Consider the following 15,679-nt stretch of genomic DNA (forward strand, 5'->3'; position numbering starts at 1 on the left):
ACGCAAAGGACGGATACGTGAGCGAAACAGCCTTGCCCAAAGATGAAACCCAACCCGCAGCTGCTGCGTCGGTTGAGTCAGCTGTCACCGCGCCACGCCGTGGCAATGGCCTGGCGATCGTTGCCCTGTTACTCGGTGCGGCCGGTGTTGCCGCTGGCGGCTGGGGGCTCTGGCAGGTCCGTGCCTTGCAAGCCGGCAGCCAGCAACAGCTGGGCCAGGTGCAGACGCTTGCCGAACAGACTCAAGGCCTCAAGCAGGGTCAGCAACAGTTGGCGGCACGCCTGGCCCAGTTGCCGGCTGCGGACGAGCTCGAAGAGCGTCGCCGCCTGGTAGCCCAATTGCAGGGCGATCAACAGCGCCTCAGCCAGCGCCTGGAAACTGTTCTGGGTGCCAGCCGCCAGGATTGGCGCCTGGCGGAAGCCGAGCACCTGATCCGTCTGGCCAGCCTGCGTTTGTCGGCCTTGCAGGACATCAACAGCGCCCAGTCGCTGGTGCAGGGCGCCGACGAAATCCTGCGTGAGCAAAGCGATCCGGGCGCCTACGCCGCCCGTGAACAATTGGCCAAGAGCCTGGCCGCGCTGCGCAGTACCGAGCAGCCGGACCGCACCGGGCTGTACCTGCAACTGGCGGCGCTGCGCGATCAGGTGGTGCAACTGGCCGCGATCGCACCGGAATATCAGCTCACCGAACCTGCGTCCCAAGGGCGCCCGACCACCGATACCGAAAGCCGCTGGAGCCAATGGTGGGAGCAGATCTCGCGCTACTTCCGCATTGACTTCAACCCTGACGACAACATCCGCCCACTCCTGGCCGGCCAGGGTTTGAACCAGGTGCGCCTGGCCCTGAGCCTGGCGCTGGAGCAGGCGCAATGGGCTGCGCTCAACGGCGAGACGGCGGTCTACAGCCGCTCGTTGGGCGAGGCGCGTAGCGTGCTGCAAGACAACTTCAATCAGGACAACCCGCAGAGCAAGGCGATGCTGGCGCGTATCGCCGAGCTTGAGCCCAAGGCCGTGTCGGTGGTGACGCCGGATCTGGCGGCGAGCCTGGCAGCTGTGCAGGCATACCTTGAGCGCCGCCATTTGTCTGCCGACGAAGCCAAGGCGTCGGCGGGTAAGCCGGCCACCCAGGAGTGAAGCCGATGAAGCGTTTCTATGTGGTCCTCGTGCTGGCGATTGCAATCGCCCTGGCACTGGCTGTGGGCATCTCGAAACATACCGGCTACGTGCTGATTACCTATCCCCATGTGCTGAATTACGAGTCGAGCCTGTGGGCTACGCTGGTGGCGGTGTTTGCCATCGGCCTGGCGATCTACCTGGTCCGCCTGTTGTTGAGCCTGGTGACCACCTCCGGCGGCGTGGTCAACCCGTGGTCGCGGCGCAACCGCAGCCGCCGTGTGCAGATCGCGATTGAGCAGGGCCAGATGGACCTCGCCGAAGGCCGCTGGGCCAGCGCCGAGCGTCACCTGCATCGCGCCGCCGAAGCGGAGCGCCAGCCATTGCTCTACTACCTCGGTGCCGCGCGTGCGGCGAACGAGCAGGGTCGTTATGAAGAGGCGGATGGTTTGCTGGAGCGCGCCTTGGAGCGTCAGCCCCAAGCCGAGTTGGCGGTAGCCTTGAGCCATGCGCAATTGCAGATGGATCGCGGCGACACTGAGGGTGCCCTCGTCACCTTGCAGGCCATGCACGCCCGTCATCCCCATAACGCCCAGGTCCTGCGCCAATTGCAGCGCCTGCATCAGCAGCGTGGCGATTGGTCGTCGGTGATTCGCCTGCTGCCCGAGTTGCGCAAGGACAAAGTGTTGCCCGCCACCGAACTGGCCGAACTGGAGCGTCGCGCCTGGGGTGAAAACCTCAGCCTGGCGGCCCAGCGCGAGGAGCAGGGCGAAGCGGGCTTGCAGTCCCTTGAGCGGGCCTGGCAGCAACTGACCTCTGCCCAGCGTCAGGAGCCGCAGTTGGTGCTGGCGTATGCCGAACAGCTGCGCCAACTGGGCGCCGACGCGAAGGCCGAAGAGGTGCTGCGCGGGGCGCTCAAGCGCGGTTATGACAGTCATCTGATCCGACTGTATGGCTTGCTGCGTGGCAGTGATCCGGCGCGGCAACTGAAGTTTGCCGAGGGCTGGCTCAAGGACCATCCGGGCGATGCCAGCCTGCTGCTGACCCTGGGCCGCCTGTGTCTGCAAAACAGCCTGTGGGGCAAGGCACGCGACTATCTGGAAAGCAGCCTGCAGGTGCAGCGCAACCCCGAAGCCTGTGCCGAACTGGCGCGCCTGCTGGCGCAACTGGGCGATACTGAACGCAGTAATCAGCTGTTCCAGGAAGGCCTCGGCCTGCTGGATAACCGCCTGCTTGCTTCACCTTTGCCGGTGCCTGCGCGAGTCTGAAGTAGGAAGGATGCAAGGGGTGGCTCGGATACGTCTGACGGCCAACCCCTCAAGTCTACGCATTTACTCGGCCGAATCGCATTCGTCATAAACTCCTACGTAGCGTTGTGTTATGTCCTCCAAACTCTGGTGGGATGTCCTTACGTTTTCGCGGAATTGTCTGCTCTAGCGCGTATTGAAAGGGGTCAGGCCTTTCCTCTACCGTAACGACCTATCTTTTGCGGTACGGATAAACAATGTCTCTGGCCCCCTCACGTTCCCTGTTTCTCCTGGCGTTCATGGCAGGTGTGCTGACGTTGGGCGCGTCTTTCTACCTGGAATATGGCGCGCTTCTGCGGCCCTGCTTCCTGTGCCAGGTGCAGCGGGTATTTCTCGCCACGTTCACGCTGATCAACTTGATCGCGGTCGCTCATAACCCCAGACGTTTCGCCGCGGGTCTGTACGGGTTGGCGGGCATGGGGTGTGCGTTGCTTGGCGCAATTGCCGCAGCACGCCAGGTATTGCTGCAGAGCAGCACGTCGGGTGTAGCCCCTGAATGTTGGCCAAGCCTGCAGGACATGCTGGAAAAGCTGTCGTTCTGGCAGGCGGTGCACGCGATTTTCAACGGTACCGTCGATTGCGTGGAAATCAACTGGACGCTATTCGATTTGAGCCTCCCCGAGTGGAGCCTGTTGTTCTTTGTCGCGATGCTGATCCTGGGGGTCATGCAGTTTGCGGGGCTGTTGTCCGGCCAGCGATTGAGTCTGGGTTAGCACGCAAATCAACATTAGGGTTGTAGGACGGGATTAAACACTTGTATGAACTTTCTGTCCTGCGTACCTTGAAGCCATAGTCATGCGGGCATAATCTGGCCCGCATGCAGTATCGGAACCGTTTGTCCGATGCGGCCTTGTCCGGCCGCGGCGTTATCCTTTAAGTGTTGCGCGGGCACCAGGCGGCAGCGCCCCTATAGGGAAGAGAGATCATCATGCTGGAAAGTTGTCAGAATGCTCAGGAACGCTGGGGTGGGGTGCACAAGCTGATCGACAGCTGGTTGAAGGCACGTCACGAACTGGTTCGGGCCTTTGATGCGCTTGGCGCCAAGCCCGAGGAACTGGCTGAGAATCGCAAACCGTTGTTGGGTTTTTGCGGTGTACTGATGGACTACGTGTCTGAGGGACACTTCGGTGTCTACGATCAATTGACCAAGGAAGCAAAAGCCTTTGGTGATGATCGCGGCCTCAAGCTGGCGGATACTATTTACCCGCGCCTTGATGCAATCACTGAGAAGCTTGTCGCCTTCAATGACCTGTGTGATGCCGGTCAATGCGTGGCCGAGAAATTCAAAGAGTTGGGCGGCCTGCTTCACGAACGATTCGAGCTGGAAGACTGCCTGATCGAAGTGCTGCACAACGCTCACAAGGAAGAGCCCGCCACCCAGGCTTGACCCCTGAACTGCAGATAAGGAAACGGCGCGTTTTACGCGCCGTTTTTTATTGGGTCAGTGGCGGATGCCGAGTAATTCGATCTCAAAGACCAAGGGCGTGTAGGGCGGGATCAACTCGCCTGCACCGTCGGCGCCGTAGGCCTGGGCAGAGGGGATGACCAGGCGCCATTTTGCGCCCGTCGGCATCTGTTGCAGCGCGCTGGTCCAGCCGCTGATCACACTGTCCAGGCGGAACCATTGGGGCTGCGTGCTCTGATCGAATACCGTCCCATCGGGCAGTCGTCCCACGTATTTGACCTGCACTTCATCCGTCGCCAATGGCTTCGGACCACTGCCTGGTGCCAGCTCCGTCAGCAGGATTGCGTCGGCCAGTTCGCGCACGCCGGCAACGGCTTTTTCCTTGCTCAAGAACTGCTGTTCTGCGGCGAGTGCTTTTTCGCTTTGAGGTGCCTGTGCGTCGGCTGCGCTCTGTGCTTCGTGCTGGGCCAGCAGCTGTTCGATGCGCGCATTATCGAGTGCCAGCGGCTTGCCTTGATAGGCTTGCTTGAGGCCGTCGAGCAAGGCCTGGATCTGCAAGTCGGGGACTTCCTGGCGCAAGCGTTCGCCGAGGCTGGCGCCCAGGCTGTAAGCGAGGTCGTGCCGGTTCTGGTCAGTGGTTTTGGACGACGATTGCTCGCTCCCATTGGCCACTGAAATCGCCAGGCCCAATACAAGAAAAAGGTAACGCGACATGGGCATCCTCCCGCCGAAAGTGCGACGGATTATGCCAGTGCGAGGCGGTAAAAAGTGTCGTGTATTTTCGTTATGACGATAAGAATTTTCGCACGGTGCAACGCCAGGCAAACGATACTGTCAACATGCCCTAGCGGCGGTAAGAGCAGAGGGCTAGTATGAGCCGCACCCACGTCAGCCAGGAGGTAAACCATGTCGGCCAAACAGAAGCCTGTAAATACCCCGTTGCATTTACTCCAACAACTTTCGGGCAGCCTGCTCGAACATCTGGAAAGCGCTTGTTCCCAAGCCTTGGCCGATGCAGAAAAGCTGCTCGCCAAGCTGGAAAAACAACGCGGTAAAGCGCAAGAGAAGCTGCACAAATCCCGCACCAAACTGCAAGACGCCGCCACTGCCGGCAAGGCCAAGGCACAAGCCAAAGCCAAAGACGCAGTCAAAGAACTTGAGGACCTGCTGGATGCCCTCAAGGATCGCCAAGCCGAAACCCGCGGCTACATCTCCCAACTCAAAAAAGACGCTCAAGAAAGCCTGAAACTGGCCCAGGGCGTTGGTCGTGTGAAGGACGCCGTAGCCAAAGTGCTGGGCGCTCGCACCCCGGCAAAAGCCGCTGCGCCAAAAGCCCCAGCCAAAGCTGCTGTCGCCAAGCCAGTTGTTAAAACTGCTGCTGCAAAACCAGCCGCCAAGCCAGCTGCCAAAACCGCTGCTGCAAAACCAGCCGCCAAGCCAGTTGCTAAAGCCGCTGCTGCAAAACCAGCCGCCAAGCCAGCTGCCAAAACCGCTGCTGCAAAACCAGCCGCCAAGCCAGCTGCCAAAACTGCTGCTGCGAAACCAGCCGCCAAGCCAGCTGCCAAAACTGCTGCTGCAAAACCAGCCGCCAAGCCAGTTGCCAAAGCCGCTGCTGCAAAACCAGCCGCCAAGCCAGCTGCCAAAACTGCTGCTGCGAAACCAGCCGCCAAGCCAGTTGCCAAAGCCGCTGCTGCAAAACCAGCCGCCAAGCCAGCTGTTAAAACTGCTGCTGCGAAACCAGCCGCCAAGCCAGCGGCCAAACCTGCTGCCGCGAAACCAGCCGCCAAGCCAGCCGCAAAACCTGCTGCTGCAAAGCCGGTCGCTGCTAAAGCCGCACCGGCCAAGCCTGCAACACCAGCGGCTACCCCGGCAGCGTCCACCACGCCAGCTGCTGCTCCAGCTGCTGCGCCGGTAGCACCAAGCACCACTCCAACCAGCGCTTCCTAAGTGCCGGTGACCATGACGCGCAGCTGTTGCAGCGCGTCATGGTCAAGGTTGGCGGCATCCTCGGCTGCCAATCCTTCCAGCCACGGCTGGTGACCTTTCACACCGGTTGGCCATTCCAGCGCCAGCGTTTCCAGGCGTGCCAGCAATTGCCGTTCGGCATCCAGCTCCAGACTTTTGACCCGCTCTCGCAACTGCGCCAGTGATTCGTCCTGCTGCGCCAAGGCGCGCCATTGCGTGCGCAGCTGTCGCAAGGGTTCAATCACCTGTGCGCGCCACGGGCGGGCGAGCTGTTGCAGTGCATGAACGCGCCCAGGCTCAAGTGCAACACCGCGTTGCTCCAACCATGCAGCGCAGAGCAGCAGGCACACATCCGCCCCGTGTTCCTGCAAGCGCAGGCACGTGCTTTCGACGCCCGGACGGGCGTAAGTCGAGAGGGCAAAGCTCCACAGGTCAGCGCACATATTCACACCCAAGCCAGCGGCCAACGAAGCTGGTAGACTCCGCCGCCATTATGATCCGACTTCAAAGCCTAACATTACAGCGTGGCCCGCAACGTCTTCTCGAAGACGCCGAGCTGACCCTGCACGCCGGTCACAAAGCCGGCCTGATCGGTGCCAACGGCGCCGGCAAATCCACGTTGTTCGCCCTGTTGCTGGGTGAGCTGACCCCGGATTCCGGGGACTGCTTGCTGCCGGCCGACTGGCGCATCGCCCATATGCGCCAGGAGATCGACACCCTGGACCGCATCGCGATCGACTACGTGCTCGATGGCGACTTGCGCCTTCGCCAGGTGCAGCACGACCTGGCCGAGGCCGAGAAAGCCCAGGACGGTGCCGCCCAGGCGCGTCTGCATTCGGAGCTCGACAGTGCCGACGGCTACACCGCCGACGCCCGTGCGCGCAAGATGCTGGCGGGCCTGGGGTTCACCAACGAACAGATGGATCGCCCGGTCGCCGACTTCTCCGGTGGCTGGCGCATGCGCCTGAACCTGGCCCAGGCGCTGATGTGCCCGTCCGACCTGTTACTGCTCGACGAACCGACCAACCACTTGGACCTCGATGCGATCCTGTGGCTGGAAGATTTCCTCAAGAGCTACCAGGGCACCTTGCTGCTGATTTCCCACGACCGGGATTTCCTCGACGCCGTGGTCGACAACATCGCCCACGTCGAACAGAAGAAAATCACCCTCTATCGTGGTGGCTACACTGCGTTCGAACGCGCCCGCGCCGAGCGCCTGGCCCAGCAGCAACAGGCCTTCGAGAAGCAGCAGGCGCAGCGTGCGCACATGGAAAGCTACATCGCCCGGTTCAAGGCCCAGGCCACCAAAGCCCGTCAGGCCCAGAGCCGGATCAAGGCGCTGGAGCGCATGGAAGAGCTGTCGGCGGCCCACGTCGATTCGCCGTTCGACTTTGTCTTCCGCGAGTCGGTAAAAATTTCCAGCCCGCTGCTGGACCTCTCGGATGCACGCCTGGGTTATGGCGACAAAACCATCCTGGAGAAGGTCAAGCTGCAGCTCACGCCGGGCGCGCGCATCGGTTTGCTCGGTCCCAACGGCGCGGGCAAGTCGACGCTGATCAAGAACCTGTCGGGCGAGCTTGAGCCGCTGGCCGGGCGCCTGACCCGTGGCGAGAACACGGTGGTGGGCTACTTCGCCCAGCATCAGTTGGACTCCCTCGACTCCAAGGCCAGCCCGCTGCTGCACCTGCAACGCCTGGCGCCGACCGAGCGCGAGCAGACCTTGCGTGACTTCCTCGGTGGTTTCGACTTCCGTGGCGCTCGCATCGACGAGCCGGTGCTGAATTTCTCCGGCGGCGAAAAGGCCCGCCTGGCCCTGGCGCTGATCGCCTGGGACCGGCCGAACCTGCTGCTGCTCGACGAACCGACCAACCACCTGGACCTGGAAATGCGCCTGGCGCTGACCATGGCCTTGCAGGAGTTCAGCGGTGCGGTACTGGTGGTGTCTCACGATCGCCACTTGCTCAAGAGCACCACCGACAACTTCCTGCTGGTGGCCGACGGCAAAGTCGAAGAGTTCGACGGCGACCTCGACGACTACGCACGCTGGCTGACCGACTACCGCCTGCGCAACGCGCCGGTCAGCAACACCCCGGTCAACCCGGACAAGACCGACAAGAAAGCCCAGCGCCAGGCCGCTGCCGCATTGCGTCAACAGTTGGCGCCGCACAAGCGCGAGGCCGACAAACTGGAAGCCGAGCTGGGCAAGGTGCACGAGCGCCTGGCCAAGATCGAAGCCAGCCTGGGCGACAGCGCCGTGTACGAAGCCGCGCGCAAGGACGAATTGCGCGACCTGCTGGCCGAACAGGCCAAGCTCAAGGTGCGTGAAGGGCAATTGGAGGAAACCTGGATGGAGGCCCTCGAGTTGCTTGAAACCCTGCAAGCGGAGCTGGAGGCGCTGTCCTGATGGAAGCGCTGCAACTGCCGCTGCCGGCGCAATGGATCGCGCCTGTATGGATTGGTGTGCAAATCCTGCTGATCCTGCTGGCCGGCTACCTGGCCCAGCGTTTTGTCGCCAAGGGCCTGACGCGCCTGGGCCAGCGTTATCCGTTCCCGCCTCAGCTGCTGATGCCGCTTCGCGGCGGTCTGCGCTGGCTGATCATGGGCAGTGCATTGATCTTTGTGCTGGAGCGCGTGGGCGTGTCGGCCACGGTGTTGTGGACGGCGCTGTCGGGGTTTGTCGCCGTGGCCGCCGTGGCGTTCTTCGCTATGTGGTCGGTGCTCTCCAACCTGCTGTGCGCAATCCTGATCTTCACCGTCGGGCCATTTCGCATCGGTGACATCGTCGAGTTGGTCGACACGGTCGACAAACCCGGGGTGAAAGGTCGGGTGGTGGCGATCAACCTGCTGTACACCACGCTGATCGAAGTCGCGGAGGCCGGGACTGACAGTGCGATGGTGCAGGTGCCGAACAGCCTGTTCTTCCAACGCTCGGTGCGTCGCTGGATCACACCCGCTTAAAAAAATCTATAGCCAGGCCTCGTTGCTCGGAGTTAGCTTAACGCTCACGACGAATTTGAAATGAGGTGTGTAATGGCACTCGATACATGGCTGGCCTTTTTCGTGGCCAGTTGGGTCATCTCTCTTTCCCCTGGTGCCGGCGCCATCGCCTCGATGTCCAGCGGCCTGCAATACGGTTTCGCGCGCGGCTACTGGAACGCCATCGGCCTGCAAATCGGCCTGGCGATGCAGATTGCCGTGGTCGCCGGCGGCCTGGGTGCCATTCTGGCGACGTCTTCCACAGCGTTCTATGCGATCAAATGGTTTGGCGTGGCGTACCTGGTGTACCTGGCCATCAAGCAATGGCGCGCCTTGCCCGTGGACATGACCGACGACGCGGCCGTGCGCCCGATCGGCAAGCCGCTGGCGATGATGTTCCGTGGCTTCCTGGTCAACGCGAGCAACCCCAAGGCCTTGGTGTTCATGCTCGCGGTGCTGCCACAGTTCGTGAACCCGCAGGCGCCGCTGCTGATCCAGTACCTGATCCTGGGCGCCACGATGATCTGCGTGGATATGATCGTGATGGCGGGGTATACGGGGCTGGCGTCGAAGGTGTTGCGGTTGTTGCGTACGCCTAAGCAGCAGAAGCGTATGAATCGCACGTTTGCGGGGTTGTTCGTGGGGGCCGCTGGCTTCCTTGCCAGCCTGCACCGCGCCACGGCATAACTGTCGAAACCGGATTAAAAAAGTGGGAGCGGGCTTGCTCGCGAATACGGTCTGTCAGTCACTGATGTGCTGACTGATACACCGTATTCGCGAGCAAGCCCGCTCCCACATTGGTTTTATGTTGCCTGTGAGATAGCTGATCAGCGCAAGATCTTCGGTGCTTCATCCCTCGGCAAGTTGTTGCGCAGCACCGGCTGGTCTGGCGCTTGATAGCCGCCGCCCAACTGTTCTGCCAACTGCCGTGCCACATCCTCCCCCAACGTCTTGGACACTTCCTTCACCACCCGCGGCCGGTTCAGGCTCACACGCACATCGCGGCTGCTGACCAATTTGGTGTCCTGGCCTTCGCCCATGGCGGTAAACGCCGAGGTGATCTCGAAGGTGCGCGTATTGATCAGGCTGAAATCCGCCACCAGGGTCAGGCCCAGCACCGCCGAGTAGCTGTTGGTGCGGTCGATGGCGTTGAGGTCCTGGGTGAAGTCGATGTCGGACAGGGTGCCGAACAGCACGTAGTCCGCGCCTTTGAAATTGCCGGCCTTGATGCGCTTGATCACGTCATACACGTCAGCTGTGGCATCGGCGGTGTAAGGCGTGCCCTGCACCAGTTGGAACTGGCGCGACTTGAGGATCTCGCCCTTGATGTCACCGCTGAATTTACGCAGCTCGTTCTGCTCGATGTAGCTGGAGCGGCTTTCGTACTCGCTGTAGCTCGACGCGCCACTGGCGTTGTACGCGCTTGCCTGGAAGTTGTTGCTGGCCGAGACCTGGTGGATGTATTCCTCGACCCGCGCCTGATAGGCCAGGTCGGTCACCGCGATCTTCGGGGCGGCCGTGGCGCCAAAGGCACACAACAGGCCGATCATGCCGATCCATGCACGCATTGCTTAGCGCTCCGTGGTCTTGCGGATTTCTTTTTCGTCCATCCATTCAGCCAGACCGCTCTCGACGTCGATCAACTGCAGGCTGAATTTGTAGAACACGTCCTTGTAGTCCGAGCTGCGCTTGACGATGGAGCTGATGGAGCCTTCCAGGCGGTACTTGGCAGCGACCATGTTGCCGGTCTTGCTCACCGTGGACTTCTTGTACAGACCGCTCTGGTTTTGCAGCTTGAGCTGGTCGACCTGGCTCTGCATGTCGGTGTTGTCGCTGGCGAAGCGCGCGGTGCCAGTCTTCATCAGCTGGGTCTTGATCGACGTGGTGATCTCACGGGTGTCGATGTACTCGCTGGTCTTGTTTTTCACGTCGTACACCTGCACCACCGGGCGGCCTTGCAGGATGCCGGACTGGGCGAGGGAGCGGGTCATGCTTTCGGCGATCATCTGCAGGTCGGTGGAACCGAACTCGTTGGTGACCAGTTCCACGGCCTTGGTGTCGCCGTAGCTGATGTTTTTACCGCCCAGCACCGGCGACGTGTTGGAGCAACCGCTGGCCAGGACGGCAACCACGGCGAGAATCGAGAAGCGTGCAAACATGGGGAAATCTCTCAGCAGCAAAAAGGATGAACGGCTCAAGGGGTTTTCACTTCAAGACGGAAGTCCGCCGCCTGCGGCAGGTTGGCAATGGCCGGCAGGAAGGTCGCCTGGTTGGCGTACAGGCTCAGCACCTTCCAGGCTTCTTCATCACCCACCGGGAAACCGTCGGCGCCCAGCCAGGCAAAGCGGTAATACATCATCTGGTTGCTGCTGGTGATGTTGCTCAGCTGCACCTTGGCGGTGAGGAAACCGTTCTCGCGGGCCACACGAATGGCGCCGACGGCGATGCCCTTGAACTTGCCCATCACCACGATTTTGCTCGCGGCGCTGCCAGGGGCCGGTGGTGGCGGGGTGGCGCAGCCGGCGAGCAGGACCAGCGCCAGGGCGCCGAGGATGAAATGACGCATAGCGTGCTCCTTAAGGTTGTTTGAGGGCGATGGCTTGGGTTGCCGCGTTCGGCACCACGTGGGCGGCGAGACCGCCGGCGAACACCTGATTGCCGACCACGCGCAGGGTGATCACCTGGTAACGCTGGTCGGCCTTGACCGTGACCAGCGTGCCGCCCAAAGCGTTGGGTAGGCTGACCTGGTGCTCGCCGCGCTTGAGGCGCAGGCGGGTGACCTGGGTCAGGTCCGGCAGGGTGCGCCAGGTGCGCGTGTCGGCGCCTTCGGCGACGGCCGAGGCGATACCTAGTACCAGGCCGGCCATGGGGTTGGTCTTGTTCAGGTTGTTTTGCGCCACGCCACGGCTGACGGCGCGCACGGTGGTGCGCAGGATGATCCCCGGCATGTCGTCACGCAGGGCGCGACGGGACATGGCGGTGGTGCTGTTGAGCGCAGTGAGGTTCTGTTGCTGGCCGTCGACGCCGATCTGGGCGAAGGCTTGGGTGGACGTGTCGGGCTTGATAATCGGGAACGACAGCGGGGTGATCACCAGGTTGCCGTTGATCGGGATCGGCAGCGGCAGGCGAATCGAATCGCGGGCCGGGGCCAGGCCGCTCTGGATCACGATCAGCACGTCGGTTTCATCGGCGCCGACCTTGGATTTGTCCAGGTCGAGCAGGGCCTTCTCCAGCAGCGGAGTGTTCGGGCGCAGTTCGGCGGCCTTGCGGTAGCCGGGGGCAGCCAGGTCTTTTTCGCCGAGGGCTTCGTAGACGAAACCGGCCAGGTAATGGCTGAACGCACTTTGGTAGCTGTTCTTCAGGCCGACCACTTCCGGTGCGTCGAGGGCTTGCACCGGGTAGCCGTGCAGGTCTTTGAGCTGGGTGGTCACGCCCTGGCGCTCGGCGTCGTCTTCGCGCTTGAGGTACTCCTTGTCACGCAGGTCGGCGATCACGGCTTCGCGCTCGTGGGTCTTCTTGATTTCGGTGCGGGCGCCGTCGAAGTCATTCAGGGCCAGCAGATTCAAGGCCATCTGGGTGGTCAGCATGACTTTTTCGTAGTCGTAGCCTTCGTAGCGGCGCACCTTGTCGTTGGCCAGGAAGCTGCCGAACTGGGCGAGGTACTTGTCGCTGTCGAACTTGACCGATTCTTCCCACTTGTAGACTTGCAGGTCGGCGCTGCGCCAGGCGGTCTGGCTGCCGCTCAGGTCGCCCTTGGCCCGTAGCAGCTCACCCTTTTCGAAGAAATACAGCAGGTCTTTGTCTTCGCTGCTGTTGTTCTTTTCCAACAGGGTCAGGGCCGCGTCGACATTGCCGGTGGCCAATTGCTGGTTGGTGGCCTGCAGCTCGGTGTCGTAGCTGCGAAACATCGAGCAACCGGACAGCAACGTGACTGCCACGAGCGCAAGCGGGGTAACGGCGCGAAATGCCATGCAAACTTCTTCCCTGAAAGTAACCAGCTGATGTGCAGATTCCTCATAAACATGAGGCAATAAAGACCCTTTCGCGATAACAGGGCGCGGCATTATAGGCGCCATCAGTGGCAAAACAATGGCTTTTTGCTCGGTTTACGGCGGTAAGTGCCATCATCGGTTCAAGGGTTTTGCAAACGCCCATTCACTAACGCCTTGAGTCAAAGCCGTTAAACCTCAACAATGTGTTACTTCGTATTTCCCTTTGAGATTCATTCATGACTGCCCCCTTCCGTTTTCTCGCCTGGCTGATGCTACCGGCGCTGATGTCGTGCAGCTTCAACCTGCTGGCCGCGACTGCCGAAGGCGCCCCACAGGCCCTGCATTTGCTGGACTACATTGGCGCCGACTACCCTCCCACCGTGGAAGCGGGCAAGGTCATCGATGAATCCGAATACCGTGAGCAGGTGGAGTTCCTCGGAGTATTGCAGGGGTTGGTGGCGCAGTTGCCGGCGAAGCCCGAGCGGGCCGACTTGGTAAAGGGCGTCGATGAGTTGCTGGCGGCCGTGACCGCTCACGCCGAGGGCGCGACCGTGGCTCGCCAGGCCCGGCAATTGGGTGCCCAACTGGCGGTGGCGTATGAAGTCAGCCAGGCTCCGGCGATCACCCCTGACCCGACGCGTGGCGCGCCGCTCTACGCCCAGCATTGCTCGGTGTGCCACGGTGCTGCCGGGGCCGGTGATGGCCCGGCGGGCATGGGCATGACGCCGCCGCCCGCCAATCTGACGGACACCACGCGCCTGGATCGCCTGAGCCTCTACGCGATCTACAACACCCTCGGCCTGGGCGTCGAAGGCACGGACATGCCGTCTTTCGCCGATCAATTGGACGACCGTCAGCGCTGGGACCTGGCCACCTACATCGCCGGTTTCACCGCCGACCCGGCTGCCGCGAAGAGCGAACAACCTTTCAACCTCGCCGACCTGGCCCGCCAGACCCCAAATGAAGTGCTCGCTGCCAGCGGCCCAAGCGCTGCCGCGACCTTCCGCGCCCAGCGTGCTCAACCGCCGCAGGTCAAGCGTGGCCCGGCGCAGTTGCTGGATTACACCGCCAGCACTCTGGACAAAAGTCTCGCTGCGTTCCGCAATGGCGACCACGAGCAGGCTTACGACCTGTCCGTCGCCGCCTACCTGGAAGGCTTCGAGCTGGTGGAAAGCTCGCTGGACAACGTCGACGCCAACGTGCGCAAGGACACTGAGAAAGCCCTGATGGCCTATCGGCAGTCGTTGCAGGACGGGTTGCCGATCGAGCAGGTGCAACAGCGCCTGGACGTGGCCAAGGGCAAGCTCACGCAATCCGCCGGCTTGCTCGGCAGCGATGGCCTGAGTTGGTCGTTGAGCTACATCTCCGGCTTGCTGATCCTGCTGCGCGAAGGCCTGGAAGCGATCCTGGTGCTGGCGGCAATCCTCGCGTTCCTGCGCAACACCGGCCAGCAGTCGGCGGTGCGTAGCGTCAACGTCGGCTGGGGCCTGGCGCTGTTGGCCGGGCTGGCGACCTGGGCGCTGGCGGCGTATGTGATTGACGTCAGCGGCGCCCAGCGCGAACTGCTTGAAGGCTGCACGGCGCTGTTCGCCAGTGTGATGGTGCTGTGGCTCGGCGTGTGGATGCACGACCGTCGTCACGCCGCCGCCTGGCAGGACTACATCAAGAGCAGCCTGGTTGGCGGCGGCGGGCGCTTTGGTTTTGCGATGCTGGCGTTCTTCTCGGTGTACCGCGAGCTGTTCGAAGTGATCCTGTTCTACGAAACCCTGTGGCTGCAAGCCGGTCCGGCCGGGCACAACGCGGTGCTGGCCGGCGGCGCCACGGCGCTGGTGCTGTTGGTGGGCCTGGCGTGGGTGATCCTGCGCGGTTCGGCGAAGCTGCCATTGGCACTGTTCTTCGGCATCAACGCAGCGCTGCTGTGTGCGTTGTCGGTGGTGTTTGCCGGGCATGGCGTGAAGGCGCTGCAAGAAGCCGGCATCTTCGGTACGCGGCCGGTAGCATTTTTTGACTTTGACTGGCTAGGGATTCATGCCGATGCGTACTCGTTGAGTGCGCAGGCGGTGGCGATCCTGGCGATTGTGGTGTTGTATGGCCGCAGTCGGTTGGCTGAGAAGCGCCACGCCACTGCTTAAGCGGGCACAGTCAGTGTGGGAGCGGGCTTGCTCGCGAATGCGGTGTATCAGCTTGCCTATATATTGCTGACCCACCGCTTTCGCGAGCAAGCCCGCTCCCACACAAGCCCGCTCCCACATGTTGAACTGTGTTGTGGATATGAGGAGTGTTTATGCGCGTATGGATCGATGCCGACGCCTGCCCTCGGGCAGCCAAGGACCAGGTGGTCAAGTTCGCCCTCAAGCGTCAGTTCGAGGTGGTGCTGGTGGCCGGACAAAGCCAGATCAAGCCGAGCTTTGCCTGCGTGAAGCTGATCGTGGTGCCTAGCGGCCCTGACGCGGCGGATGATTATCTGGTGGAGCACGCGGTGCCCGGCGACTTGGTGATCTGCAGCGACGTGCCCCTGGCGGATCGTTTGGTGAAGAAGGGCGTTACGGCCCTCGACCCGCGGGGCAAGGAGTTCAGCCCGGCGAACATGAGTGAACGCCTGGCGGTGCGCAACCTGTTCACCGATCTGCGCGAACAAGGCCAGATGGGCGGCGGGCCACCGCCCCATGGCGAGAAGGACAAGCAGGCGTTCGCCAATGCCCTGGACCGCATCCTCACGCGCCTGATGCGCCAACCCTGATGTAGTGAGCGGGCTTGCCCCGCGCTGGGGGGCGAAGCCGCCCCAATAAGAGCGCTGCGGTGTTTCAGGGAGACCGAGGTGCCTGGTTTTAGGGCGGCTTCGCCCCCCAGCGCGGGTGTAGAACCGTAGACATCCTTTACATCTGAAACCGGGGACATCGTTTACACATTTTAGGCTTGGAC

The 15,679-nt window shown here is 62.1% G+C and carries 16 protein-coding genes; 10 read left to right on the forward strand and 6 right to left on the reverse strand.

Going from position 1 to position 15,679, the window contains the following annotated elements; all coding sequences use genetic code 11:
- Positions 1-17: 17 nt before the first annotated feature.
- The 4 genes from OPU96_RS08660 to rsd all read left to right on the forward strand — a co-directional run bounded on the left by OPU96_RS08660 (position 18) and on the right by rsd (position 3,806).
- Positions 18-1,133 carry a uroporphyrinogen-III C-methyltransferase gene (locus OPU96_RS08660; protein ID WP_226454650.1) on the forward strand — a complete coding sequence of 372 codons (1,116 nt, stop codon included), beginning with the start codon at positions 18-20 and terminating at the stop codon, positions 1,131-1,133.
- 5 nt (positions 1,134-1,138) lie between these two features.
- On the forward strand, positions 1,139-2,380 hold the full coding sequence (locus OPU96_RS08665) for a heme biosynthesis protein HemY (RefSeq protein ID WP_226454649.1): 1,242 nt from the start codon (positions 1,139-1,141) through the stop codon (positions 2,378-2,380).
- Between the two features lie 236 nt (positions 2,381-2,616).
- Positions 2,617-3,132 carry a disulfide bond formation protein B gene (locus OPU96_RS08670; protein ID WP_226454648.1) on the forward strand — a complete coding sequence of 172 codons (516 nt, stop codon included), beginning with the start codon at positions 2,617-2,619 and terminating at the stop codon, positions 3,130-3,132.
- A gap of 215 nt (positions 3,133-3,347) precedes the next feature.
- The gene (gene rsd, locus OPU96_RS08675; protein WP_226454647.1) at positions 3,348-3,806 is read left to right on the forward strand and encodes a sigma D regulator; all 459 of its coding nucleotides are present in this window, start codon (positions 3,348-3,350) and stop codon (positions 3,804-3,806) included.
- A gap of 54 nt (positions 3,807-3,860) precedes the next feature.
- Here rsd and OPU96_RS08680 read toward each other — a convergent pair whose 3' ends face one another.
- On the reverse strand, positions 3,861-4,538 hold the full coding sequence (locus OPU96_RS08680) for an FKBP-type peptidyl-prolyl cis-trans isomerase (RefSeq protein ID WP_226454646.1): 678 nt from the start codon (positions 4,536-4,538) through the stop codon (positions 3,861-3,863).
- 192 nt (positions 4,539-4,730) lie between these two features.
- Between OPU96_RS08680 and OPU96_RS08685 the strand changes: the two genes are divergently transcribed.
- Positions 4,731-5,771 carry an AlgP family protein gene (locus tag OPU96_RS08685; protein ID WP_498558966.1) on the forward strand — a complete coding sequence of 347 codons (1,041 nt, stop codon included), beginning with the start codon at positions 4,731-4,733 and terminating at the stop codon, positions 5,769-5,771.
- Here OPU96_RS08685 and OPU96_RS08690 read toward each other — a convergent pair.
- Positions 5,768-6,232 (reverse strand): TIGR02444 family protein, encoded by a 465-nt coding sequence (locus OPU96_RS08690; protein WP_226454644.1) that lies wholly within the window; start codon positions 6,230-6,232, stop codon positions 5,768-5,770. The genes OPU96_RS08685 and OPU96_RS08690 overlap by 4 nt on opposite strands.
- Positions 6,233-6,282: 50 nt before the next feature.
- Here OPU96_RS08690 and OPU96_RS08695 point away from each other — a divergent pair, with 50 nt between their 5' ends.
- The 3 genes from OPU96_RS08695 (at position 6,283) to OPU96_RS08705 (ending at position 9,452) form a co-directional block, all read left to right on the forward strand.
- Positions 6,283-8,193: an ATP-binding cassette domain-containing protein gene (locus tag OPU96_RS08695; RefSeq protein ID WP_192297957.1), complete on the forward strand. Its 1,911-nt coding sequence runs from the start codon at positions 6,283-6,285 to the stop codon at positions 8,191-8,193.
- Positions 8,193-8,747, forward strand: coding sequence for a mechanosensitive ion channel family protein (locus OPU96_RS08700; RefSeq protein WP_192297956.1), 555 nt, complete (start codon positions 8,193-8,195; stop codon positions 8,745-8,747). The genes OPU96_RS08695 and OPU96_RS08700 overlap by 1 nt, the downstream gene beginning before the upstream one ends.
- Positions 8,748-8,819: 72 nt before the next feature.
- Positions 8,820-9,452, forward strand: a complete 633-nt coding sequence (locus OPU96_RS08705; RefSeq protein WP_226454642.1) for a LysE family transporter — start codon at positions 8,820-8,822, stop codon at positions 9,450-9,452.
- A 140-nt stretch (positions 9,453-9,592) separates the two neighbouring features.
- Here the strand turns inward: OPU96_RS08705 and OPU96_RS08710 are convergent, their stop codons facing one another.
- Genes OPU96_RS08710 through OPU96_RS08725 form a run of 4 tightly spaced genes read right to left on the reverse strand, consistent with a single transcriptional unit; the run spans position 9,593 to position 12,736 of the window.
- On the reverse strand, positions 9,593-10,333 hold the full coding sequence (locus OPU96_RS08710) for a penicillin-binding protein activator LpoB (protein WP_305391725.1): 741 nt from the start codon (positions 10,331-10,333) through the stop codon (positions 9,593-9,595).
- A 3-nt stretch (positions 10,334-10,336) separates the two neighbouring features.
- Positions 10,337-10,924, reverse strand: coding sequence for a penicillin-binding protein activator LpoB (lpoB, locus tag OPU96_RS08715; RefSeq protein ID WP_049710984.1), 588 nt, complete (start codon positions 10,922-10,924; stop codon positions 10,337-10,339).
- Positions 10,925-10,959: 35 nt separating this feature from the next.
- The gene (locus tag OPU96_RS08720) at positions 10,960-11,331 is read right to left on the reverse strand and encodes a YcfL family putative periplasmic lipoprotein (RefSeq protein WP_192297953.1); all 372 of its coding nucleotides are present in this window, start codon (positions 11,329-11,331) and stop codon (positions 10,960-10,962) included.
- 10 nt (positions 11,332-11,341) lie between these two features.
- The gene (locus OPU96_RS08725; RefSeq protein WP_226454639.1) at positions 11,342-12,736 is read right to left on the reverse strand and encodes a COG3014 family protein; all 1,395 of its coding nucleotides are present in this window, start codon (positions 12,734-12,736) and stop codon (positions 11,342-11,344) included.
- A 257-nt stretch (positions 12,737-12,993) separates the two neighbouring features.
- Between OPU96_RS08725 and OPU96_RS08730 the strand changes: the two genes are divergently transcribed.
- Positions 12,994-14,889, forward strand: a complete 1,896-nt coding sequence (locus OPU96_RS08730) for an FTR1 family protein (RefSeq protein WP_498558967.1) — start codon at positions 12,994-12,996, stop codon at positions 14,887-14,889.
- A gap of 152 nt (positions 14,890-15,041) precedes the next feature.
- Positions 15,042-15,497, forward strand: coding sequence for a YaiI/YqxD family protein (locus OPU96_RS08735; RefSeq protein WP_305391723.1), 456 nt, complete (start codon positions 15,042-15,044; stop codon positions 15,495-15,497).
- Positions 15,498-15,679 lie beyond the last annotated feature (182 nt).

This window comes from Pseudomonas sp. RP-B7, from assembly GCF_059803535.1.

What these genes read in the sequence shown, in the direction of transcription:
- OPU96_RS08725 (WP_226454639.1), bottom strand. Translation starts at nt 12,736, where the DNA reads ATGGCATTTCGCGCCGTTACCCCGCTTGCGCTCGTGGCAGTCACGTTG.
- OPU96_RS08690 (WP_226454644.1), bottom strand. Translation starts at nt 6,232, where the DNA reads ATGTGCGCTGACCTGTGGAGCTTTGCCCTCTCGACTTACGCCCGTCCG.
- OPU96_RS08720 (WP_192297953.1), bottom strand. Translation starts at nt 11,331, where the DNA reads ATGCGTCATTTCATCCTCGGCGCCCTGGCGCTGGTCCTGCTCGCCGGC.
- OPU96_RS08665 (WP_226454649.1), top strand. Translation starts at nt 1,139, where the DNA reads ATGAAGCGTTTCTATGTGGTCCTCGTGCTGGCGATTGCAATCGCCCTG.
- OPU96_RS08680 (WP_226454646.1), bottom strand. Translation starts at nt 4,538, where the DNA reads ATGTCGCGTTACCTTTTTCTTGTATTGGGCCTGGCGATTTCAGTGGCC.
- lpoB (WP_049710984.1), bottom strand. Translation starts at nt 10,924, where the DNA reads ATGTTTGCACGCTTCTCGATTCTCGCCGTGGTTGCCGTCCTGGCCAGC.
- OPU96_RS08700 (WP_192297956.1), top strand. Translation starts at nt 8,193, where the DNA reads ATGGAAGCGCTGCAACTGCCGCTGCCGGCGCAATGGATCGCGCCTGTA.
- OPU96_RS08735 (WP_305391723.1), top strand. Translation starts at nt 15,042, where the DNA reads ATGCGCGTATGGATCGATGCCGACGCCTGCCCTCGGGCAGCCAAGGAC.
- OPU96_RS08695 (WP_192297957.1), top strand. Translation starts at nt 6,283, where the DNA reads ATGATCCGACTTCAAAGCCTAACATTACAGCGTGGCCCGCAACGTCTT.
- OPU96_RS08730 (WP_498558967.1), top strand. Translation starts at nt 12,994, where the DNA reads ATGACTGCCCCCTTCCGTTTTCTCGCCTGGCTGATGCTACCGGCGCTG.
- rsd (WP_226454647.1), top strand. Translation starts at nt 3,348, where the DNA reads ATGCTGGAAAGTTGTCAGAATGCTCAGGAACGCTGGGGTGGGGTGCAC.
- OPU96_RS08685 (WP_498558966.1), top strand. Translation starts at nt 4,731, where the DNA reads ATGTCGGCCAAACAGAAGCCTGTAAATACCCCGTTGCATTTACTCCAA.
- OPU96_RS08705 (WP_226454642.1), top strand. Translation starts at nt 8,820, where the DNA reads ATGGCACTCGATACATGGCTGGCCTTTTTCGTGGCCAGTTGGGTCATC.
- OPU96_RS08710 (WP_305391725.1), bottom strand. Translation starts at nt 10,333, where the DNA reads ATGCGTGCATGGATCGGCATGATCGGCCTGTTGTGTGCCTTTGGCGCC.
- OPU96_RS08670 (WP_226454648.1), top strand. Translation starts at nt 2,617, where the DNA reads ATGTCTCTGGCCCCCTCACGTTCCCTGTTTCTCCTGGCGTTCATGGCA.